This window comes from Kitasatospora sp. Ki12 (assembly GCF_054601375.1).
The window spans coordinates 117,407-139,655 of sequence record NZ_BAAIHT010000005.1 but is presented as its reverse complement, the minus strand read 5'-3'; the positions used below and the strand labels follow the sequence as shown (position 1 = coordinate 139,655).

Genomic DNA, 22,249 nt, shown 5'->3' with positions numbered 1-22,249 from the left:
AGTTCGCCCCGCGGCCGCGCCGCCCCAATCCCCGTGGGCGCGCGGGCAACGCCCCTCTCCGCGCCCACCCCCGAACCCGCCCCTTCCGTGGGCGCGCGGGCAACGCCCCGCGCGCCCACCACCTACCCCCACACCCCACCAGGCGAGAGGGACGCGCTGCGGGAGGGGGCGGTGGAGGGGGTGGGCGCGGAGAGGGGCGTGGCGGGTGATTTTCAGACTGCCAACGGCGCCCGACCCCCCACCCTCAGAGTCGGCAGTCTGAAAATCATCCAGCCCCTCGGAGCGCCCACCCCCGGAACCGCCCCCGCACCCACCCTCCCGAGAGCCCCCCGAACACCAACACACCCCCGCCTCACAACCACCCCCGCCGAGCGGCCTGAACCCCGGCCTGGAACCGGGTGGTCGCGCCCAGGTGGGCGAGGAGGGTGGAGACGCGGCGCACCACGGTCCGCCGGCCCACGCCCAGCCGGCGGGCGATGGCGTCGTCGGTGGAACCGCCCGCCATCAGGGTGAGGATGCGCCGGTCGCGTTCGTCGATGCGCAGGTCGACGCCGACGACGGTGGCGGGCACCGCCAGGCGCCACAGGGTCTCGAAGACGGCGGTCAGGGCGTTCAGCAGGCCGGAGGGGCGGATCAGCAGGGAGACGACGCCGGGGCGGTCGTCGGCGGGCAGGGTGACGATGGCGAGGTCGTCGTCGCCGATGGCGAGCTTGAGCGGCGGCTCGTCCAGGGTGCGGGCCTGCTCCCCCGCCTCGACCATGCGCGCCATGTTCGGCCCGGCCACCGGGTCCTCGAACGCGCAGCCCTGGTAGATCGCCCGGTAGACGACGCCGGCGGCCATCCGTCGGCGCTGCAGCACTTCCTGGTCGGCGTAGTGGGCGTGGCTGCCGGAGTACGGCGGCACGTCGATGACCCGTACCTGGTGGCGGGCCGCCAGTTGCAGGCGGCGGCTGGCGGCGAGCACCTCGGCGGGGTCCTCGACCACCTCCAGCGCGCCGTAGCTGCCGGCGTCGCGCCGGGCGAAGCGGTAGAGGCGTTCGAGTTCGTCGCCGGCCCGGCGGGCGGTGGCCTGGCGCAGCGCGTCGCGTTGCAGCACCGTCTCGACGACCCGGCCCGGTGGCAGCGCCTCCCAGGCGTGGTCGCGGTCGTCGGCGCTGCCGGCGGTGTCGAAGGCGACCGCGACGCCCTCGTCGGCGAGGTCGCGCAGGACGGCCAGCACGGTGTCCTCGTCCAGGCCGGCGCCGTGCGCCAGGTCGGCGACCCGGGCCCGCGGCCGGGCGACCAGGCCGCGGTAGACGCGGCCGCGTTCGGAGTCCGGATCCAGTACGTCGTGCACGACATCCCCCCGGTCATCGTGGACTGCGCCCGGGTGTGTCGGGCGGCCGCAGGAGCCTACCCGGGCGGGTGGCCCACATGCGCCAGTGGCCCAGGTGGGCCGCCGCGGGCTCTGGCGCCGGGGCGGTCGATGTGACGAAAGTTGTCGATGTTCAGACACGCAGTGTGAGACGGTTCGTCAGGACGCCCCGTCAGCACGCCCTGTCGGAACGCGAGCCCGCCACCACCGGGCCCCCGGACCCACCGACCGTCGAAGGCCGAGGACGACCATGACCCCAGCCCGGCTCCTGCCCGCCCGGCCGCGGCGTGCCCGGACGGCCGTCGCCGCCCTGGCCGCCGGCCTGCTCCTGCTCGCCGCGCCCGCGGCCGCCGCCGTCCCCGCGCCCGCGCCCGCCGCCACCGCCCGAAACGCCGAGCCCGCGCCCGGCCCGCCGCCGCTGGCCGACGGCTTCGGGCTGACCCAGGTCGGCACCGCCACCGGCACCGCCACCAACTTCGTCATCACCGTCACCACGCCGAAGGTCGCCGGGCAGCACACCATCCGGATCCTGCTGCCCGCCGACTACGCGCAGCAGCCGGACAAGCGCTACCCCGTGCTGTACTTCCTGCACGGCGCCTCGGACAACCCGAGCGACCCGGCGCTCGCCTACCCCGCCCTGACCGCCGCCCAGTCGATGATCACCGTCATCCCGGACGGCGGCCTGCGCGGCTGGTACACCGACTGGCTCGACCAGGGCACCGCCGCCGGCGCGCAGAACTGGGAGACCTTCCACCTCACCCAGGTCCTCCCGTTCGTCGACGCCAACCTGCGCACCCGCACCGACCGCGCCCACCGGGCCGTCGGCGGCCTGTCCATGGGCGGCTTCGGCGCCCTGCACTACGCCCAGGACCGCCCCGACCTGTTCGGCCAGGTCCTCACCATGTCCGGCGCCAACGACCTGTCCGCCGACCAGATGGTCCTGCGCGGCGCGATCGTCGCCATGCTGACCAACGCCGGCACCGTGCTGTGCGGCCCCAGCGACGGCCGCCCCTGCGGCTTCGACTACGGGCCCACCGTCTCCAGCGACGCGCTCTTCGGCACCCCGTACCCGGTGTTCAACGCCGACTGGCGCTGGAACGCCGCCGACCCGGTCTCCCGGGCGGCCGCGCTCGCCCACACCGGCATCGCCGTCTACACCGGCAACGGCAAGGGCAACCCCGCCGACATGGAGTTCTGGGCCGAGGGCACCGCCAAGCGCCTCAAGGACCGCCTGGACGCCCTCCAACTGCCGTACCACTACGTCGACTACGGCGACGGCACCGGCTGGGGCGCCGACTGCCAGGGCGGCCACACCGCGGGCTGCTGGGCGCAGGACCTCGTGGACTACGTCCCGCGCCTGGAAGCGGCCTTCGCCGCCGCGCCCTGACGTCCTTCTCCTCTCCCTTCCCGCCTCCCGCTGAAAGGACACCCTCCTTGCCCACCACCACGACCTCCGGCCGTACGGCGCCCTGGCTGCGCCTGCTCGCGGCCTTCCTGGTGACCTGTTGCGCCGCCCTGGGCCTGGCCGCCGCGCCCGCCCACGCCGCCCCGGCCCCGGCGCCCGCCGCCGCTCCGGCCGCCGCGTGCGCGACCCCGCAGCAGTGCCTGACCATCAAGTCGCTCGGCAACGGCCGCCAGCTCGACGTCCAGAACGGCAACACCGGCGACGGCGTCTACGTCGTCACCAACTCCGCGCCCGGCTACCACCAGTCCTGGCGGCTGAACGTCGACACCTCCGACTACACCTTCACCATCGTCAACAACGACACCGGCAAGTGCATCGACCTGGCCTCCTGGTTCGTCCCGGTCCTGCGCCAGCAGACCTGCGCCGGGCAGGCCAGCCAGCGCTGGTTCCTGCAGCCCGCCCCCAGCGGCGGCGACGCGTTCTTCATCCGCCACGCGGGCGACAACACCTGCCTGGACCTCCTCAACGGCGCCCAGTACGACGACGCCTGGACCGACCAGTACGCCTGCAACGGCACCGCCAACCAGCAGTGGGCCACCGGCTTCCCGCAGGCCGCCCGCACCCTGGCCGTCGACCACGCCGCCAAGCAGTGCCAGAAGGACGCCTCCACCTGCTCCTGGGCCGTCCAGAGCGAGGGCCCGGCCGCACCGCTGCCCCGGATCTGCACCTCCGCGGTCTGGTTCAACAACACCAGCGGGACCGTCCAGCAGAACTTCGCGGTGACCGACATGAGCGGCTGGTCGAGCACCCTCGGCAGCACGCTGGGCAGCGACATCTCCGCCGGCACCCCGAACGTGTTCGGAGTGAAGGTCGGTACCTCCATCACCTTCACCAACGTCTGGAACGGCTCGCGCACCGTCAACAACGCCGTCACCGTCACCGTCCCGCCGCAGCAGTACGGCTGGGTGACGCTCGCCGAGGTCGCCCGCAAGGTGACCGGCTCCTGGACGTTCGACGCCCACGGCATCCCGTGGACCGCCGACGACACCATCACCATCCCGGTGACCTCCGACCCCAACGCCGGGCCGACCCTCTACATCGCCAACACCAGCCCGACGTTCACCAGCTGCAGCTGACGCATCCTGCTCTCCACGGCCGCCGCCCGCGCTACGGGCGGCGGCCGTCCGCTATCGCGTGACGCCGTCCTCCCGGGCCAGGGCCTCGCGCGCCAGGGCCTCGCGCGCCAGGGCCTCGCGCGCGGCCAGCCGTCCGGCCACCCGGAAGGAGTGCTCGCGCGAGTCGATCTCGTGCACGACGGTGAAGTGCACCACCACCGCCAGCGCCACCGCCCGTCCCGGCGCCCGCTCGGCCAGCTCCTCGCGCACCCCCTCGGCCAGCGCCGCGTGGAACAGCGCCAGGTAGTGCGGATCGGAGTCGCCGCGCACCGTGGCGTCCGGCGCCACCTCCAGGTGCACGCCCTCCTCCCACGGCTCGAAGTCCACGGTGACGATCGCCACGTCGCAGGGGCAGCCGCTCTGGCGGACGTAGCGGGCCTGCACCCCGCGGATCGGGTGCTGCGGGAAGCTCTGCGCCGGGTCGGGGGTCATCGCGATCAGGACCAGGTGATCTCGACGGACTCGACCACCACGTCCGTCACCGGGCGGTCGTCCTCGGTGGGGGCGGTGGCGATCGCGTCCACCACGGCCTTGGAGGCCGCGTCGGCGACCTGGCCGAAGATGGTGTGCTTGCGGTTGAGGTGCGCGGGCGTGCCCACCGTGACGAAGAACTGCGAACCGTTGGTGCCCGGGCCGGAGTTGGCCATCGCGAGCAGGTACGGCTTGGTGAAGAACAGCTCCGGGTGGAACTCGTCCGCGAAGGCGTAGCCCGGCCCGCCGGTGCCGGCGCCGGTCGGGTCGCCGCCCTGGATCATGAAGCCCTTGATCACCCGGTGGAAGAGCGTGCCGTCGTAGTACGGGCCGCTGCCCGGCTCACCGGTGCGCGGGTCGGTGTACTCCCGGGTGCCCTCGGCGAGTTCGACGAAGTTGCGGACCGTCTTCGGCGCGTGGAACGGGAACAGCTCCAGGCGGATCGGGCCCGCCGTGGTGTGCAGGGTGGCGAACCGGGCAGTGGCCACGGGTGACTCCTCGGGTGCGGCTGGTGCGGTGACCAGGAAGATCGGCTACGGCATCCTGGCACAGACCCGGGGTTCGCGGCCGAACCGGGTGGAAGGATCCCCACGTGGAACCTGACGTACGGACGAAGGGCGGGTGACCGCGGTGATCGGCGCGGTGCTGATCGGATTGCTGGCGCTGGTCGTCGCCGGGTGCGCCTGCGTGGTGTGGGCCGACCGGGGCGGACCGGCCTGGACCCGGGTGGTCGCGGCCCTCACGGTCCGCAGCGGCGAGGCCCTGCGCAGGTACCGGCGCGACCGTCGCAAGAACTCGGGCGACAGCGGCGGCGGTGACTGAGACATGTGGGAACCGAAGGATCCGGAACAGCTGCGGGCCGTCTTCGAGTCGGTGCTGGCCGGCACCCTGGCCGGGCGGGGCGTGCCGAGCTGCCTGGGCCTGGACACGGACACCGACGAGGCGCTGTGGGCCATCGAGATGGCCCGCCCCGACGTGCCGCCGGCCCTGGTCGAGGCGGCCCGGCGCGCCTTCGCCGGGCAGCTGGACGGCAGTAACGCGGCCCGGTGGCGCGAGCGGATGGAGCGCCGGTTCGCCGACCCCGGCGACTGACACGCCGCGTCCCCGGCCGCCGCCCGTGGTGGCGGGCGGCGGCCGGGGACGCGCGGGGAACGACTTTCCCGGCGTCAGCTCTCGGTGGCGCGGCGGCGGGAGACGGCGACCAGCGCCGCGCCCGCGGCCAGGGCCGCGGCGGCGCCGCCGGCCTCCCAGCCGATCCCGTCGGCACCGGTGGCCGCGAGCGAGCCGGAGCCGGAGCCGGAGCCGGTTCCGGTGCCCACGGTGGTGATCCCGCCGCCGGTGCCGGTGCCCGAGGTGGTCCTGGCGCCCGTGGCGGTCCCGGTGAGGCCGGCGGGCTGGACGGCCTGCGCCTGCCCGCCGCCCTGGGCAGTGGCGCCGGTGCTGGAGCCGTTCCCGGAGCCGTTGCCGTTCCCGTTGCCGGACGCCGCCGCGGCGGCCTCGTCCACGGCGCGGGCCTTGGCCCAGCCGTCCGTGAGGAAGGCCAGGACGGCCGCGTCGCCGCCGTCCAGCGCCTTGCCGGCGGCCTCGCGCACGGCCGGGCCGCCGGTGGCCATGATCTGGGAGACCTTGACCCGGTTGTCGTCGCCGCGCTGCTTGGCCAGGTCGACCTCCAGGAAGTGCCGCAGGTCGGCGGCGGTGCCCTTGAGCGCCTTCTCCGCCGCCTCGCGCACACCGGGCCCGCTGTCCTTGTCGGCGAGGATGCGCTCGACCTCGGCCCGGTCCTGGTCCTCGACCCGGGCCACGTACTGACCGGTCTTCAGGAACTCGGCCACGTCCTCGTCGGTGCCGAGGAGGGCGGCCTTGGCGGCCTTCTGCACGGCCGGGCCGCCCGTGCCGAGGATCTGGAAGACCTTCACCCGGTTGTCGGTCTTGCGCTGCTGGCCGAGCTCGACCTCCAGGAAGTGCCGCAGGTCGGCGGCGGTGCCCTTGAGCGCCTTCTCCGCCGCCTCGCGCACACCGGGCCCGCTGTCCTTGTCGGCGAGGATGCGCTCGACCTCGGCCCGGTCCTGGTCCTCGACCCGGGCCACGTACTGACCGGTCTTCAGGAAGTCGAGGATGTCCTGGTAGGTGCCGCGCAGTGCCTTGTCGGCGGCCTTGCGCACCGCCGGGCCGCCGCGGTCCGAGATCTGGACGACCAGCAGCCGGTTGTCGGTCTGGCGGGCGGCCTCGAGTCCGGTCTCCAGATAGGTCCGCAGCTCGGCGGCGGTGCCCTTGAGCGCCTTCTCGGCGGTCTCGCGCACCTTGGGCCCGCTGGCCGGGTCGGCGAGGAGGCGCTCGATCTCGGCGCGGTCCTTCTTCTCCTGGTCGGTCGGCTGACCGGCGTCCTTCGGCGTGTCCTTGCCGGCGTCCTTCGCCGTCTCCTTCACGGTGTCCGACGCCGTGTCGGGTGCCGAGCCCGAGGCGGTGTCAGGACCCGAGACGCCGGCCGGCTGCGGGGCGTCGGCGGCGGAGGCCGTCGAGGGGAAGAGGACGGCGGGGGCCAGGACGGCGGCCGCGACGACGGCGGACACCCGGGGCAGCTTCAATGCGGCGGACCTTACTTCGCGTGAGGATCATGAACCCCGACAGCATAGATCGTCTTTTACGCTTCCCATACCGAATAATCACATGCCCCCACCGCCACCCCACCACCGCCGCGTTGCCCCGCCCACGGCCTGGATAGGGTGGGGCCGGTGAGCTTCCATCTCGTCGTCGGACACGGGCCCGCCGGGGCCGCCACCGCCCGCCTGCTGGCCGAACAGGGCCACGAGGTACGGGTCGTCACCCGCACCGGAGGTCCCGCCGGACAGCAGAGCGTCGAAGGCGTCGACCACCTCGCCCTCGACGCGAGCGACCCCGCCGCGCTCTCCCGGGCCGCCCAGGGCGCCGCCGCCATCCACGGCTGCGCCGCACCGCCGCTGCCCCAGTGGGCCGACCGCTGGCCGGCCCTGGCCTCCGCCCTGTGCGCGGCCGCCGAGGACAGCGGCGCCGTCCTGGTCATGCTCGGCAACCTGTACGGCTACGGGCCGCAGGCCGACCCCAGCCGCCCGCTGACCGAGGACCTGCCGCTCGCCGCGACCGGCCCCAAGGGCCGCGTCCGCGCGGCGGCCTGGGAGCAGGCCCTGGCCCTGCACGAGGCCGGGCGGATCCGGGCCGTGGAGGTACGCGCCTCCGACTTCTTCGGCCCGGGCGTCACCGACAGCGGCCACCTGTCCGCCCGCGTCATGCCCAACCTGCTCAAGGGCCGCCCCGTCGCCACCCTCGGCGACCCGGACGCCCCGCACAGCTGGACCTACCTGCCGGACGTGGCACGGGCGTTGGCCGAGGTCGCGGGCGACGAACGCGCCTGGGGCCGGGCCTGGCACGTGCCCACCGCCCCCGCCGCCTCGGTGCGGGCGATGGTCGGCCACCTCGCCGCCGAAGCCGGCACCACCCCGGTGACGGTGCGCCGCCTGTCCCCCGTCCTCCTCGGCGCGGCCGGCCTGTTCTCCCCCCTGCTGCGCGAACTGCGCGAAACCCGCTACCAGTTCGACCACCCGTTCGTCGTGGACGCCACCGCGTACGAGAGCGCGTTCACGGCCCGGGCCACGCCACTGGAGGAGCAGGTGAAGGCCACGGTGGCCTGGTGGCGCGAACGGCTGGGCGCCTGACAGGCCTCAGTGCTTGAGCGCGTCCGCCCCGCGGTAGCCGTCACCCGGCACACCGTCGATCAGGATGATGTCGGCGACCATGTGCCGGGTGCGCAGCGGCAGGATCTCCCGGTACGCGGGCGAGTCCCACCAGGCCCGGGCCCGCTCGAAGTCGGGGAACGCGATGACGATCGTCCCGCCCGTGCCCCAACGCCCCTCGACGGTCTCGTACGCACCACCGTGGACGATGAAGCGCCCGCCGAACGGGTCGAGCGTGGCGTCGATCCGCTCCAGGTACTCGACGATGTCGGGGCCGAACTCCACCGAGTGGACCTGGGCGATGGCGTAGGCGGTCATGGCTGCTGCTCCTGGGGGGGTCGTCGCGGGCTTTTCCTGCTGACGTCCCGACAGTAGGACGGAGACGGTGGCAGCCGAATCCGTCACGCATAGGTAGGCCCTACGTACGAGACCGCAGGTGCCCCGCACGGCCACAGCCCGTGCGGGGCGACCTCGTGCGCCTCAGCCGACGGGAAACTCCCCGCCCTTGACCCCCGCGAGGAACGAGGACCACGCATCGGCAGGGAACAGCAGCACAGGACCATGCGGGTCCTTCGAGCCCCGCACCGGCACGACACCGGTCGCGCCACTGGCCATCTCCACGCATTCGCTCTGCGCACCGGAGTGGGACGACTTGCGCCAATCAAGCCCGGCGCCATGGACATGCATGAGGTCGGCCACCTCAACACAGTTGCTCTGCGCACCCGAGCGGGAGGACTTCCGCCAGTTGATCCCCGGGCCGGGGACCGGCACACAGCCGGCGATCTCGACGCAATTACCGCCCTGACCGCTGTAACTGCTCCTGTGCCACAGAACGTCGCCGAAGTCCGATGCGAGCATGCCCACCCTCCGATAGCCGACGGCGGCACAGCTACCGCCGCACCCGAACGTTCCCCGCCGAGACCCGTCTACCCGTCCGAGAGCTCGCCGGCCTTCACGCCGCCGACGAAGGCAGCCCAGGCCTCTGCGGTGAACCGAAGGGTCGGACCGCTCGGATCCTTCGAGTCCCGGACAGCCATTCCACCCGGCACCGACCGGCCGGTCTCCACACAATCGTTCGCCTGAGCGCTGTAGCTGCTCTTCTGCCACTCATCGCCAGCGACCGCCGACGGAAGCTCTGCCGCTTCGATGCAATCGCCGCCCTGCCCGCTGTAGCTGCTCTTGCGCCACAGGACGTTGCCGAAATCTGATGCGAGCATCTCCTACCCCTCTACGCGCTTAGCGGCACAGCTCGTGCCGCTCCCGAGCGATCATGTCGAGACTGTCAGCCGGGCGCCCTGCCCAGAGGTAGCAGGCAGAAGCCCCGCACAGCCAGAGCCCGTGCGGGGCAACTCTCCGTGCGCTTCAGCCCGCCGGAAACTCCCCGCCCTTGAGCCCCGCGAGGAACGAGGACCACGCATTGGCGGGGAACAGCAGAGCAGGCCCGTTCGGGTCCTTCGAATCCCGGACGGCCATCCCGCTCAACACCGACTGCCGGGCCTCTACGCACTCGTTCGCCTGGGCACTGTAGCTACTCTTGTACCAACCCCGAGCGCCACTCTCCGGCACAGTCACGTGGTCACACCTCTTCTGTTCTCATCGTCATGTCGCCGCAGCGATGGCCGCGATCATATCCAGCGACTCCTTGGGGTTCAGAGCAGCTGATCGCAAGTACTCGAAGACCAACCCATAGCCATCCAGTTCACCCTGCTGCTCCAGGTAGTGGCTGCTTGTCAGTGTCTCCAGGAACACCGCTCCGGCGGTGGGCGAGTCGGAGAAGCCGTACATCACGAAGGCGCCACACGCACCGGCAGTCGCACCCACGTCCAACGGCACCACTTGCAAGGTGACGTTGGGAAGCTGCGCCATCTCCGACAAGTGCTCCAACTGCTCCCTGTGAACCTCCGCCCCTCCCACCGGGCACCTGAGTACAGGCTCCCAGATGATCGCCCAGAACCGGGCCGGATCCGGCTTCGCGAGGACCTCCTTGCGCTCCATCCGAATCTCGACCAACTGATCGATGCGCTCCGGTCGCACCGCAGCCGGATTGGCTTCCAGGAGCGCCCTGGCGTAGCCCTTCGTCTGCAACAAGCCGGGGACGACCATGGTCTGCCACATGCGGATGTACCGGGCATCGTCTTCCAGCCCGAGAACATCGACATAGGCCGAGGGGATCGTGTCGCCGTAGTCGTGCCACCATCCGCGCTTCTTGCTGTCTCTCGCCAGCCCCTCAAGAGCATCGCGCTCCTTGCCGACCACCCCGTACAGGTCCAGCAGGATCCCGAGGTCCAGTCGGCGAACGCCGGACGCGCCGGTCTCTATGCGGCTGATCTTGGCGCGGGAACAGGCAAGGGCCTGCGCCGCATCCTCCGTCCCCTTGTTCACGGCTTCGCGGAGGCGGCGAAGCTCCGATCCGAGTCGGCGGGCACGGACGGTCGGCTTCGGTTCATCGGCCATGCGCAAGTCCTCTCACCTGACGAACCCCAGTCTGCCTTGTGACGATTCGTCAATCCAGCGTAGCCATACATGCATCGTTGCAGAAGTCCCACTTGCAGGTTGCACCAACACAGGTGCATGCTACCTGGAGTAGTGAGTACTGCCACACAGCGTGATCATGGCGGGCTCATCACCCGGGCATCCCCATGCCCTCCTCGGCCGTCTTCACCCCGCACACTCCGGAGGTGGCTCCGCCATGTCTGAAACCGACTCCCCCTCCCCCGCCCCCACCGAATCGACCTGCCGGCTGCCCCGTAGCCGAACCTCCCCCAGCCTCGCCCGGCAGCGGCTCCGCGACTTCCTCTCCCCCTTCCCCATCGGCGAACTCATCCTCCCGACCGGCGAGTTGCTCGTCAGCGAGCTGGTCACCAACGCCGTCCAGCACGCCCGATTCCCGCGCGACCGGCTGATCCACGTCCGCTTCCACCTCGCCCCGGACGGCACCCTCCGCATCGAGGTGCACGACGCCGACAGCGAGAAGCCCGTGCTCCGCGACGCGCCCGTCTGCGCCGAGACCGGCCGGGGCCTGCTCCTCGTCCACGAGTTGGCCCGCAGCTGGGGCTGCTGCCCGCGCGAGGGCGGGATCGGCAAGTTCGTCTGGTGCCACGTCAGCCCCGAGGAGAGCGCCGCGTGACCACCGTCGTCCGGGCCGAGATCACAGGCATCATGGCGCCCGCCCTCTTCCCCGGCCTCGACCACGCCCTGCCCGTCCTGTGGGAGCGGGTGCGGGAACTCCCCGTCCGGGAGGCCCACCGGGACTACATCCGGATCTGCATCGGCCCCGGCGGCGGCCAGGGCGTCGCCCGCTGCCTCGCCCGGGGCGGCAGCTGGAGCACCACCCTCTACGTCGGCGGCATGACCGACTGGACCGCCCACCCGATCACCATCACCACCCACCACCCCTGAACCCCCCGTCCCCGCCCGGCGCGAACGCCGGGCGGGGACGGAAAACCCCACCGGCGGCCGGGCGCTGGGCACCCGGCCGCCGGACGAGACGGCGTGCGTCAGCTCCTGGGCCCGCCGGTCAGGGGTCGCCAGTCGGCCCGTGCCCGCCCGGCACCGGGTCGGCCGGCTCAGTCGGACGTCCGGCCGACGTGCGCCAGGAGGCGCGCGAGATAGTCCGCACGGTCGGACAGCACCGTGATGCTGACGAGGATCCGCTCTTCGTCGAGCGGGAGGAAGACCGGGCCGGCGACAGGCAACGCGGTCACCCGCAGCCGGAATCCGCCCATTCGGACGCCGCTGGCCCGCTCATGCTCGCGCAGGGCGTCCCGCAGACGGGGAACAGCGTGAGTGGGTCGGGTGACGCGAGCGACCTCGCGTTTGCGCGCGCCACTCCAGTGGTGAAGGGCGGCGAAGTTCTCCTCGACGACCCGGCCGAGCAGGCCCTCCGGCAGCGCCGGAGCGCCCGCCTCCTCACGCCGGGTGGCGTCGAGCGCGCGGCTCCACCAGCGCTGCCAGAGCTCTTCGGAGCCGCCGTCGGCCAGCACGGCCGAGTCGACGGCCAGGGCCTGCGGCGGATCGAGCGCCGGCAGGCCCTGCGGATCGGTGATGCCGAGCGCGTCGCGGACCGCCAGCGCGAAGGCCACGTCGTGCGAGTAGTCCAAGGCCACCGACCACGGCGCGCCCGACATCGTCACCATCCGGTCATTCTCCCGTCAGAAGATCCACTCGGTGTCGCTGGGCCCACCGCTGGAACAGATCTCACCGTCCCACAGCAGCGCGTCACTGGACGGAACGACGCCTGCGGTCTCCCAGGTCGCCCCGCCGCTGCGCACGTCCCACTCACCGTGCCAGGACGTGTCCACTCCCAGGCCGCCGCCCCACGAGTGGGAGTCGGAGCCCCACGTGTCGGACCTGTTGACCTGCCAGTGGTAGGCGACCGCGCCCATGTTGAGGTCGAAGCCGGTCTCGATCTCCGAGACGTAACCGCCCACGGCGTGGACCCACAGGTAGGAGTCGCCGCAGTTGCCCTCGACCACGTTGTCGGGGCTGAACGTCGTCGTCGCCTTGGCCGTCGTCGCCTTGTACGGACTGCCGTCCGGGTTGGTGGCCGCAGCGGTCGGGACCACGTGCTGGGTGCCGTCCGGGCCGGTCACCACCTTGAAACCGTGCGATTCCGCGACCTGCCGGTCGACGCCGCGGACCGTCATCTTGGCGACCTTCGCACCGGCGGGCGGTACGTGCTTCGACGGCTGGGCCACGGAGGCGGTCCGGCCGGGCGACGGATCCGCCTGAGCGGTGCCGACGCAGACCGTGGCGAGCGCGCAGGCCGCCACCCCCATGGTGATCGCCTGGCTGAAACGTGAAAGCCTCACAGTTTCTCCCCCCTCGACTGCCACAGCTTCCCCCAGGCCCCGTGCCCGGGCCGTGTGACAGACGGAAGCGACGGTAGCCAGGGGAGTCCCACGGGTCGCCGGTGACTCGGGTTGTTGGCCCGATCGCGCCGTGGAATGACCGGGGCCGCTCCTTGCCGGAGTACGCAAGGAACGCAATTCCGCTATGTCGGGCGGCAGTTCGTCGGCCTCGTCGATCTTGGTCGACACGGTTCCGGCACCACCTCACCGGCACCGGGTGGGCCGACAGCAGCCGAGCGCCCCGCCCCCGGTGTGGTGGGGGCGGGGCGCTCTGGTGTGCTGGTGTTACTCGGCGCTCCAGTGGACGAAGCGGGGCGGCTGTTCGCCCCAGGTGACGACGGCGCCGATAGGGCTCGGGCTGATCTCGCCGGAGAGCACCCCGTGGAGGAACTCGGCCATCCCCATGTCGAAGATCAGGGGCGCGCCGCCGTTGCGGCCGAGGACCAGGACCGGCCAGGCGTCGGGGTCGTCGCCGACGGCCAGCCAGCCGAGGGTGTCGGCGGTGCAGGAGCCGCCCCAGGCGATGATCTGCTCGGCGGAGCGGACCTCGTCGGTGGGTTCGCCGTCCTCCTCGAAGAGCCAGCGCGCCTCCTCGGTCATGCCGCGCACGCCGGTCCCGGGGGCGTCCGGGGGCAGCAGCTCCTCGGGGGCGAAGACGGTGAGGGAGCGGTCGATCTCCCCCTTCCCGTACCGGGTGATGACCTCGGTGTAGTCGCGCGGGAACCGCAGTCCCCACGCCGACTCGGCCGCCGCCCAGTCACCGGATTCGCCGGCTCCGTCCGGCGGGGGCATGAGCTCCAGGAGCCTGTTGATGTCGAATTCGTGTGCCACTGATCGCTCTCATTGAAGCCCGGGGTTGTACCAGGCCTTGGATTCTGGTCCATAGAGCGAGTTCGGAACGACCTCGGCCTTCTGCAACACGGGAGCTCCGGCGGCGTCGAGGTCGCCGTATCCGATGCACGTGTAGCGGTTCCGGCCGACCCCCTGGGCCAGGCCGGGGACGCTGACAGGGATGCGGCCGGGACTGCTTCCGTCCGGCTCTACTTGGCCTTCGCCCAGGGTGCCGGGGCGCCGCAGTAGGCGGTCCACTGTTCGGCGGGGATGTTGCCGCACCACAGCAGCGGGTAGGTGTTCTCGGCCGGGCGGCCCAGGTCGTGCGGGGCGGTGCAGGTGCCGGCGGCGGCGTACGGGGAGCAGGTGCCGTCGGTGCGCTGGAGGTGGTGGGCGCGCCAGGCGTCCAGGCCCATGTTCTGGTGGGTGGGGTCGCTGGGCTGGTAGCGGTTGGCCGACCAGGAGGCGCCCACGGCGGCGAACAGGGCGGCGGCGCACAGGGATCCGGCCGCGAGGCGGCGGCCGAGCGTCGGTGACGGCGTCGGGAACGTGCGGGCCGTCAGGGCGCGGGCGGTGCGGGTGGCGAGCATCGCGGCGAGGACGGTGAGGGCGATCAGCGCGTAGAGGATCTGCCAGGTGGTGCGGGGGTAGAGCATCACCGCCTGGTCGCGTTCCATCTGCCCGGCGAACCAGAACCGCAGCAGCCACGCGCTGACCAGGCAGGACAGGGCCGCGATCACCGCCGGCCGGCGCAGGCCGAGGGCGAGCGCCACGGCCGCTCCGGCGAGCAGCAGGAGGGTGAAGGTGCCCTGGCCGGCGAGTTCGCCGGTCGGCTGCCAGGGCAGTTCGGTGAGCCGGCCGGGCCGGTCCTGGTGCCAGCCGAGGACGTAGGCGGGGTCGGTGTAGACGTCGAAGTACGCGTAGCGGTCGACCGTGCCCGAGGCGTTCTGCAGCATCCGCAGCAGCAGGGGCGATCCGACCGCGCAGAACGCGGCGGCCGCGGCGGCCAGCAGGGCCCCGGCGCGCAGCACCGCCGCCCGGCCGCCGCGCCACGGGAAGAGGGCCGCCACCGCGACCAATGCGCCGGGGCCGGTCCAGACGAACCAGCCGCAGTAGGTGAGGAAGAGCAGCCCCAGCGCCCCGCCGAGGAGTGCCCCGCGCAGTGCCGCCGAGCGCGGCGGGCGGCCGGGCGCGCGGGTGAGTTCGGTCAGCAGCCGGGCGAGGACCGGCAGGAGGACCACCATCACCAGGTGGCTGTAGGGCCGGATCGGGTCCAGGAAGACGATGGCGGCGGGCAGGGCCACGGCCAGGGCCCATCCGGGGCGCAGCAGGGTGCGCCAGGCGAGGTAGCAGGCGGGGCCGAGGAGGGCGCTGAGGAGGAGCTGGAGGTCCTGGAGGGCGTAGCCGACCTGGCCGTGGCGCAGGTACCTGGTCCATTCGGCGAGCAGCACGATGAAGCCGGGCGGGTAGATGCCGGGCAGTCCCTCGCCGCGCAGGAAGGACACGGCGTAGCCCTGGAGGCCGGCCGGGTCGCCGTCCTGGCCGCCGAGGTCCCAGGGGGTGCCGTGCAGGGCGACGGTGATGCCGCCGGCGACGATGCCGGTGCCGAGTCCGGCGACGACGGCGCAGCCGAACCGCAGGGCGTGCTGGAAGTGGCGCCGGGAGGCGCGGTGTGCGGCGTAGAGGACGGCGGCCAGGACGGGCAGGGCGATCAGGGCGGCCCGGAACTGCAGGGTGGCGAGGCCGCTGACCTGGCCGATCCGGATGAGCGGGTCGACGTCGACGGTGCGGGCCCAGAGGGTGAAGCCGAGGGCGACACCGGTGGAGACGGCGGCCTCGCCGGCGACGGCGAGGGCCCTGCGGCGGGAACGGGCGGGTAGGCGGGAACGGGTGGGCCGGCGCGGGCCTTGCGGCTGCCGCTCTTCCGGCCGCCCGTCCTCCGGCTCGGCGGGTGCCACGGCGTCGGGGGGCAGCGTCTCGGGGGCCGTCGTCGCCACGTCCGCCATGGTGTTCCGTTCCTGTCCTGTCCGGGAGTTCGGGTCCGGGGAGTTCGGGCCGCCGCCGGTCCGGGCGGGAGGGCCCTCGGGTACCTCGTGGGCGTTAACGACGTGCCGCCGGACGGGGCAACGGCCGCCGCCGGACGGGTCGTTCGGATCACCCGGTCGGAGCAAGGACGCGGCCGTGCTGACACGCCGGCGGCGGCCGGACGCGCGGTCGCGTTCCTCGCTAGGCTCGGCGGGGAACGGGGTCTGCCGGCGGGACGTCTGAAGGTGGGGAGTGGGCATGCTCGGGTACGACGCGGACGGGTTCGTACGGGACGGGGTGGCGCACCGGGTGGTGGCCGGCGCGGTGCACTACTTCCGCATCCACCCCGACCTGTGGGAGGACCGGCTGCGCCGGGTGCGGGCGCTGGGGGTGAACACGGTGGACACCTACGTGCCGTGGAACTTCCACGAACTGCCCGACGGCCGTACCGACTTCACCGGCTGGCGGGACGTGGCCCGGTTCGTGCGGCTGGCCGGCGGCCTGGGGCTGGACGTGATCCTGCGCCCCGGCCCGTACATCTGCGCCGAGTGGGAGTTCGGCGGGCTGCCGGCCCGGCTGCTGGCGGTGGACGGGCTGCGGCTGCGCTGCGCGGACCCGGCGTACCTGGCCGAGGTGGACGGCTGGTTCGACGCCGTGGTACCGCAGCTGCTGCCGCTGCTGGCGAGCCGGGGCGGGCCGGTGGTGGCGGTGCAGGTGGAGAACGAGTACGGCAGTTACGGGAACGACGGCGCCTATCTGCGCCACCTGCGCGACGGTCTGGTGCGGCGCGGCGTGGACTGCCTGCTGTTCACCACCGACGGCGCCCACGACACCAACCAGCAGGGCGGCGCCCTGCCCGGGCACCTGGCCACCGCGACCTTCGGCTCGCGCGCGCCCGAGCGGCTGGCGGTGCTGCGCCGCCACCAGGGCGAAGGGCCGCTGACGGCCATGGAGTTCTGGATCGGCTGGTTCGACCAGTGGGGCCTGCCCCACCACGTGCGCGACGCCAAGGAGACCGCCGCCTCGCTGGACGAACTGCTCGCCACCGGCGCCTCCGTCAGCCTCTACATGGCCCACGGCGGCACCAGTTTCGGCCTGTGGGCCGGCGCCAACCACTCCGGCGCCCACCCGCTGGACGCCGGGTACGAGCCGACCGTCACCAGCTACGACTACGACGCGCCGATCGGCGAGGCCGGCGAGCTGACCGAGAAGTTCCACGCGCTGCGCGAGGTCATCGGCCGCTACCTGCCGCTGCTGCAGGAGGAGTTGCCGACCGACCCGCCCCGGGTGGCGCCGCAGCGGCTGGAGCGGGCGGACGGGCGGGCGGCGCTGCCGGCGAACCTGGACGCGCTGTCGCAGCCGGTGGAGCGGGCCGCGCCGCTGCCCATGGAGCAGCTCGGGCAGTCCCTGGGCCTGATCCACTACCGCACCCGGGTGCCCGGGCCGCGCCCCGAACTGCCGCTGCGCATCGACGGGTTGGCCGACCGGGCGCAGGTGTTCGCGGACGGGCGCCCGCTGGGCACCCTCGACCGCAACTCCCCCGGCGCGACGCTGGCGCTGGCCACCGGGGAGGACGGGGTCACCCTGGACATCCTGGTCGAGGCGCTGGGGCGGGTGAACTACGGCCCGAACATGGACGACCGCAAGGGCATCACCCGCGGCGTCTCGCACGGCGGCCAGCGGCTGTTCGACTGGCAGATCCGGCCGCTGCCGCTCACCGACCTGTCGGGGCTGCGCTTCACCGACGACGCACAGATCCTCGACGGCGAGCCGGTGTTCCATCGCTTCACGACCGAACTGCCCTCCCCCGCCGACGCGTTCGTGGCCCTGCCCGGCTGGGGGCGCGGACTGCTGTGGGTCAACGGCTTCCTGCTCGGCCGCTACTGCGCCGCCGGACCCCAGCGCACCCTCTACGCCCCGGCGCCGCTGTGGCGGCCGGGCGGCAACGAGCTGGTCGTGCTGGAGCTGGAACGGCACGGAACGGCACTGGAGTTGCGGGACGAGCCGGACCTCGGGCCGACCACGGCGGCGCCGAGCTCCGAGTACTGAGCCGGACGAGCGGACGGGCCAGGCCAGGCCGGGTCAGGCCAGGCCAGGCCGGGTCGGGTCGGGTCAGTCCCACCAGAAGGACCACTGGTGGGCGCCCACCAGCCCCTCGGCGTACTCGGCGAGACTGCCGGTGCCCTGGAAGACCAGGTCCGGGCAGAGGGAGGTGTGCTCGGCGGCCAGCGGGAGCGCCTCGGCGAGCGTGGCGGGCGGCACGGGGACGCTCAACTCCAGGGTGTCGAAGCCGACTTCGACCACCTGGGCGCCGAAGCGGCGTTCCCAGTCGGCGAGCACGGCGGCAACCTTGGCGATGTCGTCCTCGTGGTTCGCCGGCCCGCTCCAGCCGCACACCGCCAGCGCCTCGGCGCCGCTGTCGGCCCGTACCAGGCCCAGGCGCACCTCCTTGACGGATTGCAGCACGTCCGCCAGCCCGCGGGCCTCGACGCCGGCCGCGCCCGCGGGCACGTCGACGGCGGGCGCCGGGCCGGGCCAGGTCAGGCCGTAGGGGGCGAGGGACTCGGCAAGCTCCTCGTCGTCCCCGCGGTCGTCCCCGTCCTCGCCGCCCGTCTCCCACCAGGTGCGCAGCAGCGCGGCCGGGTCGTACAGCCCGACGGCGCCGGCGTCGCTCGGGTACAGCTCACCGGACAGCCAGGGCCGGAAGTCGGGGCCGCCGCGGTCCAGCGGGCTGAGCAGCAGCGGCCAAAGCCCGCTGTCCGGGTGTGCGCGGTGCAGCCGCGCCCACAGCCCGCCGGGGGCGGGCGCGTCGCTGACCCACAGCAGCGGCTCGCGCCCGTCCTCGCCGCCGACGAGGCGGCCGGGCGGCAGGGCGACGGGCAGTGCGGCGAGGGCGCCGGCCAGGTCCAGGGGCTGCGTCATGCCGCCCACCGTAGGAGGCGGCACCGACAGACGGGCCGCCCAGGGCCGCCGCTCAGGCCGCCGCTCAGGCCCAGGGCAGCTGTGAGCGGGTGTGCCAGTACGCCTCCGACGGCTCGGCCATGGTGTCGAGGGTGGCCAGGTCCTGCGGGGTCAGGTGGGTGTCGGCCGCCGTCAGGTTGGAGGCGAGCTGGTCGAGGGTGGCGGCGCCGGACAGGACGATGTCGGCCCAGGGCTGGGCGGCGGCCGCGGCCAGGGCGAGGGCGTCGGGGGTGGTGCCGGTGCGGTCGGCCAGGGCGCGCAGGGGGGCGGTGTCGGGGCCGGTGGCGTTGCGTCCGGCCAGGCGGCCGTTGGCCATGCCCTCCTTGACGACGACCAGCCAGCCGGCCGCGTGTGCTTCGGCGAGGGCGGGGGCGGCGGAGGTCTCCAGCGGGTTCCAGGTGGACTGGACGGCGGTGAACAGCGGGCGGCCGGCCACGGTGACGGCCAGCGCCTCGCGGATGGTCTCGCCCTGGGCGGGGCCGCTGGTGGACAGGCCCACCCGTACGCCCTCGGCGGCGAGCGCGGCCAGCCGCTCGTGCAGGGCGGGGTCGGTGAGGGCGGGGCTGCCGGGGACGACGGAGTGCACGAGGTAGACGTCCAGGCGGTCGCCGAGCAGGGCCCGGGTCTCGCGGACCTGGCGGTCGAACACGGCCGTGGAGTGCTCCTTGACCTCGTGCGCGTCCACCCCGTCGGCCCGCCAGCCGGCCGTGTAGGTGTAGCCCCACTTGCTGCCGACCGTCACCTCGGCGGCGGCTTCGGGGTGTGCGTCCAGCCACTGGGCGAGGAACTCCTCGGCGCGGCCGTAGGAGCGGGCGGTGTCGAGGTAGCGCACCCCGGCGGCGTACGCGGCGTCCAGCAGGGTGTGGGTGCGCTCGCGCAGCGCCTCGACGGTGCGGTCGGCGGGCAGGTCCGCGTCGCGCCCGAGGGTGATGTAGCCGGGCCGGCCGACGGCCGCGGTGCCCAGCCCGAGGCGGGCGGGCTCCGACGTGGTGTCTGCTGCGGCGGGGGCGGTCGGCATGGCGTGGTCTCCTCGGGCGCGACGGTTCTCACCTGGGACTTTAGCCGGGCTTCCGCAGCCGTCGGCGATCACGGTCGCCCACTGGGCGCCGATCACGATCACTGACTCGACGCCGATGACGGTCGCTCACCCGGCGCCGATCAGGCTCGCTCACCCGGCGCCGATCACGGTCCGGATCCAGGGCGCGTACGCGGGCACGTCGCTGTACAGGCCCGGGCCGTCGGAGCAGGCCACGCCCGGGGCGCCGGGGCCGGAGGTGGCGCCGACCAGCTCCCACCGCCCGCCGCGCCCGCGCTGGACCTGCGGGCCGCCGGAGTCGCCGAAGCAGGCCATCGCCTTGGGGACCTGACTGACCGTGCACAGCCGGGTGGGCCCGGACCAGCCGGGCGCGCACTCGTCCTGGGCGCCGATCCGGGTGGGCAGTTCCTGGAGGCGGTCGGGGAAGACCATGTCGGGGTAGCTGTGGGTGTCCTTGACGGTGCCGAAGCCGAGCAGCCGGGTCGGGGTGCCGGCCGGGCCCGCGTGCTCGGCGATGCGGATGGGCCGCTGGGCGACCGGGCGGTCCAGGCGGATCAGGGCGAGGTCGTCGACGTTGGGCCGGGTGGCGCCGTCACCGAAGGCGAACCCGGGGTGGACCACGACCCGCGCGATGGTGCGCACGGTGCCGCCGCTGTCCCGGTGGGCGCTGCCGACGCGCACGGTGCCCTTGAGCTTCAGGCCGCTCTCCTCGTCCCCGACGACGCAGTGGGCGGCGGTCAGCACCCACTGCGGGTCGATCAGCGAGGCACCGCAGGAGCCGTCGGCCAGCTGCGCGGCGCTCAGCGGGACGGTCGCCATGAACGGGTAACGCTCGGTCGAGTCACGGCCGTTGACGATGGCCGAGGCGCTGCCGCTCATCGCGGTGGCGCCCAGGGCCCCGGCCAGCGCGGCGACGGCGGCGGCCTTGGCGACACGGCGGGAGGTCGTGCGGGTGGTCGTGCGGTCAGGGGTCGTACGAGTAGTGGTCGTGCTGACGGTCTTGCGGAAGTGCACGGTTGACGGCCTTTCGGGTCGGTCGGTGCGTGTGCCTCCAGCCAACCCGGGGCCGGCCCGCCGCGACACCCGGCCAGCGGGCCGCCCTGACCTGGGGTTGTCCCCCGTACGCCCCGGCGGGCTACCAGGTGGCCCGCCGCCCGCCCTGCCCCGGCACGACGGCGGGAACGGCCGGGACGGCGGCGGGAACGGCCGGAACGGCGTCGCCCGGCCACCCCGAGGAGGAGGTGCGCACGGCCTGGACGGGCGCGGCGACGGGCACCCCGGTCACCCGGGCGGCGCGCAGCTGGGTGGGGGCCGGGGCGAGGGCCTGGTCCAGGCGCAGCACGAAGTTGACGTAGTCGAGCGGTTTGCCCGGCCAGTGGCAGTCGTTGCTGGTGAGCAACTGGCTGCGGATGCCGTCGCGTTCGGTGACCGGCCCGGGTGTGGTGCGCAGGTTGGGCTGCCAGCTGCGCCCCCACAGGTGGTGTTCCAGGGAGAGCGTCCAGCTCTCCTCGTCGATCTCGAGCGCGGCGCCGACCCGTCCGGCGAGCACCCGGGAGCCGTACGGGCCGCGCACGACCGCCCGCTGGTCGAAGTCGGCGCTGCGTCCGACCACCGTGATCCGCCACGCGCCGTGGTACCTGAGCATGCCCGCCTCCTGCCGCCCTGGCGCCCGCTCCGGCAGAGGGCGCCCCTCCCCGTCTACGGCCCGGCCGCCTCCGCCGGCTCACCCCGGCGGTGCCCGTGCCCGCGCACGGCGGGATGGCGGCGGCCCGCATCACGCCGTGCGGGCCGTCGCCCGTGCACGACCTCGTCCGAGCCCGCGCGAACGGCTACCGCTTCAGAAACAGGGTCGGCGTCGCGCAGGGTCGGCGTCGCGCAGGACGTCCGGGCCGCCGAATCCGTCCGTGTCGATGGCTTCATGTCCTGGGGCAACCGGCCCGCCGGGCCCGGCGCCCCCCGATACTTACTGTTCGTCAGTTCCCTTACGGGGACGGTCTGCTGCCAGGGCGCGGAGCTGGACGTGGACGGCGGCGGGCTCGGTGCCGATGAGGGCGGCGATGTCGGCGGCGGACAGGTGGAGAACGAGGTGCAGCAGCAGGACGTCCTGCTGGGTGGCGGTGAGGTGGGCGACCGGGCCGAAGGGCCGTGGTCCGGCCAGGGCGCGGACGCGGCGGCGTACCGCCTGCCAGGCGCAGGCGGCCGGGCTGGTGGTGGCGAGGGCGTCGAGCCAGTGGCGGCTGAGGTCCTCGAAGGCGTCGCGGACGGCCAGGGGCGCGTCGGCGGGCGGCAGGAGCAGGGCGGCGTAGTCCAGGTAGTGGCGCAGGTGGAGGTCGTGCAGCGCCCGCAGGCCCAGGGCCGGGCCGGGGGCGGCCGGTTCGCGGCGTGGACGTGGCGTGGGTGACGGTGTTGTCGACGGCATCGGTGGTGTCGGCAT

General features: G+C 73.6%; 26 protein-coding genes. 8 read left to right on the top strand and 18 right to left on the bottom strand.

Features of this window, described 5'->3' with window-relative positions:
- Nucleotides 1-352: 352 nt before the first annotated feature.
- Entirely contained in the window at nt 353-1,336 is a 984-nt protein-coding gene (locus ACYP53_RS41945) for a transcriptional regulator (protein WP_189926809.1), read from the bottom strand.
- Nucleotides 1,337-1,604: 268 nt separating this feature from the next.
- On the opposite strand from ACYP53_RS41945, the gene ACYP53_RS41940 reads away from it, so the two are divergent.
- Together ACYP53_RS41940 and ACYP53_RS41935 are read left to right on the top strand one after the other, a co-directional pair.
- Nucleotides 1,605-2,741 carry an alpha/beta hydrolase gene (locus ACYP53_RS41940; RefSeq protein ID WP_459651330.1) on the top strand — a complete coding sequence of 379 codons (1,137 nt, stop codon included), beginning with the start codon at nt 1,605-1,607 and terminating at the stop codon, nt 2,739-2,741.
- A 47-nt stretch (nt 2,742-2,788) separates the two neighbouring features.
- Nucleotides 2,789-3,895: an RICIN domain-containing protein gene (locus tag ACYP53_RS41935; protein WP_459651329.1), complete on the top strand. Its 1,107-nt coding sequence runs from the start codon at nt 2,789-2,791 to the stop codon at nt 3,893-3,895.
- A 51-nt stretch (nt 3,896-3,946) separates the two neighbouring features.
- Here ACYP53_RS41935 and ACYP53_RS41930 read toward each other — a convergent pair whose 3' ends face one another.
- Nucleotides 3,947-4,366 carry a hypothetical protein gene (locus ACYP53_RS41930; RefSeq protein WP_459651328.1) on the bottom strand — a complete coding sequence of 140 codons (420 nt, stop codon included), beginning with the start codon at nt 4,364-4,366 and terminating at the stop codon, nt 3,947-3,949.
- A 5-nt stretch (nt 4,367-4,371) separates the two neighbouring features.
- On the bottom strand, nt 4,372-4,893 hold the full coding sequence (locus ACYP53_RS41925; RefSeq protein ID WP_459651327.1) for a peptidylprolyl isomerase: 522 nt from the start codon (nt 4,891-4,893) through the stop codon (nt 4,372-4,374).
- 133 nt (nt 4,894-5,026) lie between these two features.
- Between ACYP53_RS41925 and ACYP53_RS41920 the strand changes: the two genes are divergently transcribed.
- Nucleotides 5,027-5,227: a hypothetical protein gene (locus ACYP53_RS41920; RefSeq protein ID WP_189926802.1), complete on the top strand. Its 201-nt coding sequence runs from the start codon at nt 5,027-5,029 to the stop codon at nt 5,225-5,227.
- A gap of 3 nt (nt 5,228-5,230) precedes the next feature.
- Nucleotides 5,231-5,497: a hypothetical protein gene (locus tag ACYP53_RS41915; RefSeq protein WP_189926800.1), complete on the top strand. Its 267-nt coding sequence runs from the start codon at nt 5,231-5,233 to the stop codon at nt 5,495-5,497.
- A gap of 74 nt (nt 5,498-5,571) precedes the next feature.
- Here the strand turns inward: ACYP53_RS41915 and ACYP53_RS41910 are convergent, their stop codons facing one another.
- On the bottom strand, nt 5,572-6,975 hold the full coding sequence (locus ACYP53_RS41910; RefSeq protein ID WP_459651326.1) for an ALF repeat-containing protein: 1,404 nt from the start codon (nt 6,973-6,975) through the stop codon (nt 5,572-5,574).
- Between the two features lie 162 nt (nt 6,976-7,137).
- Here ACYP53_RS41910 and ACYP53_RS41905 point away from each other — a divergent pair, with 162 nt between their 5' ends.
- Entirely contained in the window at nt 7,138-8,094 is a 957-nt protein-coding gene (locus ACYP53_RS41905; protein WP_459651325.1) for an NAD-dependent epimerase/dehydratase family protein, read from the top strand.
- Between the two features lie 6 nt (nt 8,095-8,100).
- Here ACYP53_RS41905 and ACYP53_RS41900 read toward each other — a convergent pair whose 3' ends face one another.
- The 5 genes from ACYP53_RS41900 to ACYP53_RS41880 form a co-directional block, all read right to left on the bottom strand.
- Nucleotides 8,101-8,430, bottom strand: coding sequence for a DUF1330 domain-containing protein (locus tag ACYP53_RS41900; RefSeq protein ID WP_459651324.1), 330 nt, complete (start codon nt 8,428-8,430; stop codon nt 8,101-8,103).
- Between the two features lie 162 nt (nt 8,431-8,592).
- Nucleotides 8,593-8,970: a DUF397 domain-containing protein gene (locus ACYP53_RS41895; protein WP_459651323.1), complete on the bottom strand. Its 378-nt coding sequence runs from the start codon at nt 8,968-8,970 to the stop codon at nt 8,593-8,595.
- A 68-nt stretch (nt 8,971-9,038) separates the two neighbouring features.
- Complete coding sequence (locus ACYP53_RS41890) at nt 9,039-9,329, bottom strand: DUF397 domain-containing protein (RefSeq protein WP_459651322.1); 291 nt, start codon at nt 9,327-9,329, stop codon at nt 9,039-9,041.
- Nucleotides 9,330-9,474: 145 nt separating this feature from the next.
- Nucleotides 9,475-9,678: a DUF397 domain-containing protein gene (locus ACYP53_RS41885; protein ID WP_459651379.1), complete on the bottom strand. Its 204-nt coding sequence runs from the start codon at nt 9,676-9,678 to the stop codon at nt 9,475-9,477.
- A 33-nt stretch (nt 9,679-9,711) separates the two neighbouring features.
- Nucleotides 9,712-10,566 (bottom strand): helix-turn-helix domain-containing protein, encoded by an 855-nt coding sequence (locus tag ACYP53_RS41880; protein ID WP_459651321.1) that lies wholly within the window; start codon nt 10,564-10,566, stop codon nt 9,712-9,714.
- A gap of 235 nt (nt 10,567-10,801) precedes the next feature.
- Here ACYP53_RS41880 and ACYP53_RS41875 point away from each other — a divergent pair, with 235 nt between their 5' ends.
- Nucleotides 10,802-11,239, top strand: a complete 438-nt coding sequence (locus ACYP53_RS41875) for an ATP-binding protein (protein ID WP_459651320.1) — start codon at nt 10,802-10,804, stop codon at nt 11,237-11,239.
- Nucleotides 11,236-11,511, top strand: a complete 276-nt coding sequence (locus tag ACYP53_RS41870; protein ID WP_459651319.1) for a hypothetical protein — start codon at nt 11,236-11,238, stop codon at nt 11,509-11,511. The genes ACYP53_RS41875 and ACYP53_RS41870 overlap by 4 nt, the downstream gene beginning before the upstream one ends.
- Before the next feature lie 167 nt (nt 11,512-11,678).
- On the opposite strand, the gene ACYP53_RS41865 is transcribed toward ACYP53_RS41870, so the two are convergent.
- The 4 genes from ACYP53_RS41865 to ACYP53_RS41850 form a co-directional block, all read right to left on the bottom strand.
- A complete protein-coding gene (locus ACYP53_RS41865) occupies nt 11,679-12,248 on the bottom strand; it encodes a hypothetical protein (RefSeq protein WP_459651318.1) in 570 nt (189 codons plus the stop codon).
- A gap of 15 nt (nt 12,249-12,263) precedes the next feature.
- Nucleotides 12,264-12,923 (bottom strand): hypothetical protein, encoded by a 660-nt coding sequence (locus tag ACYP53_RS41860; protein WP_189924306.1) that lies wholly within the window; start codon nt 12,921-12,923, stop codon nt 12,264-12,266.
- Nucleotides 12,924-13,247: 324 nt separating this feature from the next.
- Entirely contained in the window at nt 13,248-13,793 is a 546-nt protein-coding gene (locus tag ACYP53_RS41855; RefSeq protein WP_459651317.1) for a hypothetical protein, read from the bottom strand.
- 209 nt (nt 13,794-14,002) lie between these two features.
- The gene (locus ACYP53_RS41850) at nt 14,003-15,790 is read right to left on the bottom strand and encodes a hypothetical protein (RefSeq protein WP_459651316.1); all 1,788 of its coding nucleotides are present in this window, start codon (nt 15,788-15,790) and stop codon (nt 14,003-14,005) included.
- Nucleotides 15,791-16,076: 286 nt separating this feature from the next.
- Here ACYP53_RS41850 and ACYP53_RS41845 point away from each other — a divergent pair, with 286 nt between their 5' ends.
- Nucleotides 16,077-17,867 carry a glycoside hydrolase family 35 protein gene (locus tag ACYP53_RS41845; protein WP_459651315.1) on the top strand — a complete coding sequence of 597 codons (1,791 nt, stop codon included), beginning with the start codon at nt 16,077-16,079 and terminating at the stop codon, nt 17,865-17,867.
- Between the two features lie 63 nt (nt 17,868-17,930).
- On the opposite strand, the gene ACYP53_RS41840 is transcribed toward ACYP53_RS41845, so the two are convergent.
- From ACYP53_RS41840 to ACYP53_RS41820, 5 genes are all read right to left on the bottom strand, one after another.
- Nucleotides 17,931-18,740: a DUF4253 domain-containing protein gene (locus ACYP53_RS41840; RefSeq protein ID WP_459651314.1), complete on the bottom strand. Its 810-nt coding sequence runs from the start codon at nt 18,738-18,740 to the stop codon at nt 17,931-17,933.
- 64 nt (nt 18,741-18,804) lie between these two features.
- Nucleotides 18,805-19,797 (bottom strand): aldo/keto reductase, encoded by a 993-nt coding sequence (locus ACYP53_RS41835; RefSeq protein WP_189924291.1) that lies wholly within the window; start codon nt 19,795-19,797, stop codon nt 18,805-18,807.
- Nucleotides 19,798-19,947: 150 nt separating this feature from the next.
- Complete coding sequence (locus tag ACYP53_RS41830) at nt 19,948-20,829, bottom strand: S1 family peptidase (protein ID WP_459651313.1); 882 nt, start codon at nt 20,827-20,829, stop codon at nt 19,948-19,950.
- A gap of 121 nt (nt 20,830-20,950) precedes the next feature.
- Nucleotides 20,951-21,460, bottom strand: coding sequence for a hypothetical protein (locus tag ACYP53_RS41825; RefSeq protein WP_189924289.1), 510 nt, complete (start codon nt 21,458-21,460; stop codon nt 20,951-20,953).
- A 318-nt stretch (nt 21,461-21,778) separates the two neighbouring features.
- Nucleotides 21,779-22,249: a sigma factor-like helix-turn-helix DNA-binding protein gene (locus ACYP53_RS41820; RefSeq protein ID WP_459651380.1), complete on the bottom strand. Its 471-nt coding sequence runs from the start codon at nt 22,247-22,249 to the stop codon at nt 21,779-21,781.

What these genes read in the sequence shown, in the direction of transcription:
- ACYP53_RS41930 (WP_459651328.1), bottom strand. Translation starts at nt 4,366, where the DNA reads ATGACCCCCGACCCGGCGCAGAGCTTCCCGCAGCACCCGATCCGCGGG.
- ACYP53_RS41915 (WP_189926800.1), top strand. Translation starts at nt 5,231, where the DNA reads ATGTGGGAACCGAAGGATCCGGAACAGCTGCGGGCCGTCTTCGAGTCG.
- ACYP53_RS41865 (WP_459651318.1), bottom strand. Translation starts at nt 12,248, where the DNA reads ATGGTGACGATGTCGGGCGCGCCGTGGTCGGTGGCCTTGGACTACTCG.
- ACYP53_RS41895 (WP_459651323.1), bottom strand. Translation starts at nt 8,970, where the DNA reads ATGCTCGCATCGGACTTCGGCGACGTTCTGTGGCACAGGAGCAGTTAC.
- ACYP53_RS41875 (WP_459651320.1), top strand. Translation starts at nt 10,802, where the DNA reads ATGTCTGAAACCGACTCCCCCTCCCCCGCCCCCACCGAATCGACCTGC.
- ACYP53_RS41880 (WP_459651321.1), bottom strand. Translation starts at nt 10,566, where the DNA reads ATGGCCGATGAACCGAAGCCGACCGTCCGTGCCCGCCGACTCGGATCG.
- ACYP53_RS41835 (WP_189924291.1), bottom strand. Translation starts at nt 19,797, where the DNA reads ATGCCGACCGCCCCCGCCGCAGCAGACACCACGTCGGAGCCCGCCCGC.
- ACYP53_RS41840 (WP_459651314.1), bottom strand. Translation starts at nt 18,740, where the DNA reads ATGACGCAGCCCCTGGACCTGGCCGGCGCCCTCGCCGCACTGCCCGTC.
- ACYP53_RS41820 (WP_459651380.1), bottom strand. Translation starts at nt 22,249, where the DNA reads ATGCCGACACCACCGATGCCGTCGACAACACCGTCACCCACGCCACGT.
- ACYP53_RS41825 (WP_189924289.1), bottom strand. Translation starts at nt 21,460, where the DNA reads ATGCTCAGGTACCACGGCGCGTGGCGGATCACGGTGGTCGGACGCAGC.
- ACYP53_RS41940 (WP_459651330.1), top strand. Translation starts at nt 1,605, where the DNA reads ATGACCCCAGCCCGGCTCCTGCCCGCCCGGCCGCGGCGTGCCCGGACG.
- ACYP53_RS41845 (WP_459651315.1), top strand. Translation starts at nt 16,077, where the DNA reads ATGCTCGGGTACGACGCGGACGGGTTCGTACGGGACGGGGTGGCGCAC.
- ACYP53_RS41900 (WP_459651324.1), bottom strand. Translation starts at nt 8,430, where the DNA reads ATGACCGCCTACGCCATCGCCCAGGTCCACTCGGTGGAGTTCGGCCCC.
- ACYP53_RS41890 (WP_459651322.1), bottom strand. Translation starts at nt 9,329, where the DNA reads ATGCTCGCATCAGATTTCGGCAACGTCCTGTGGCGCAAGAGCAGCTAC.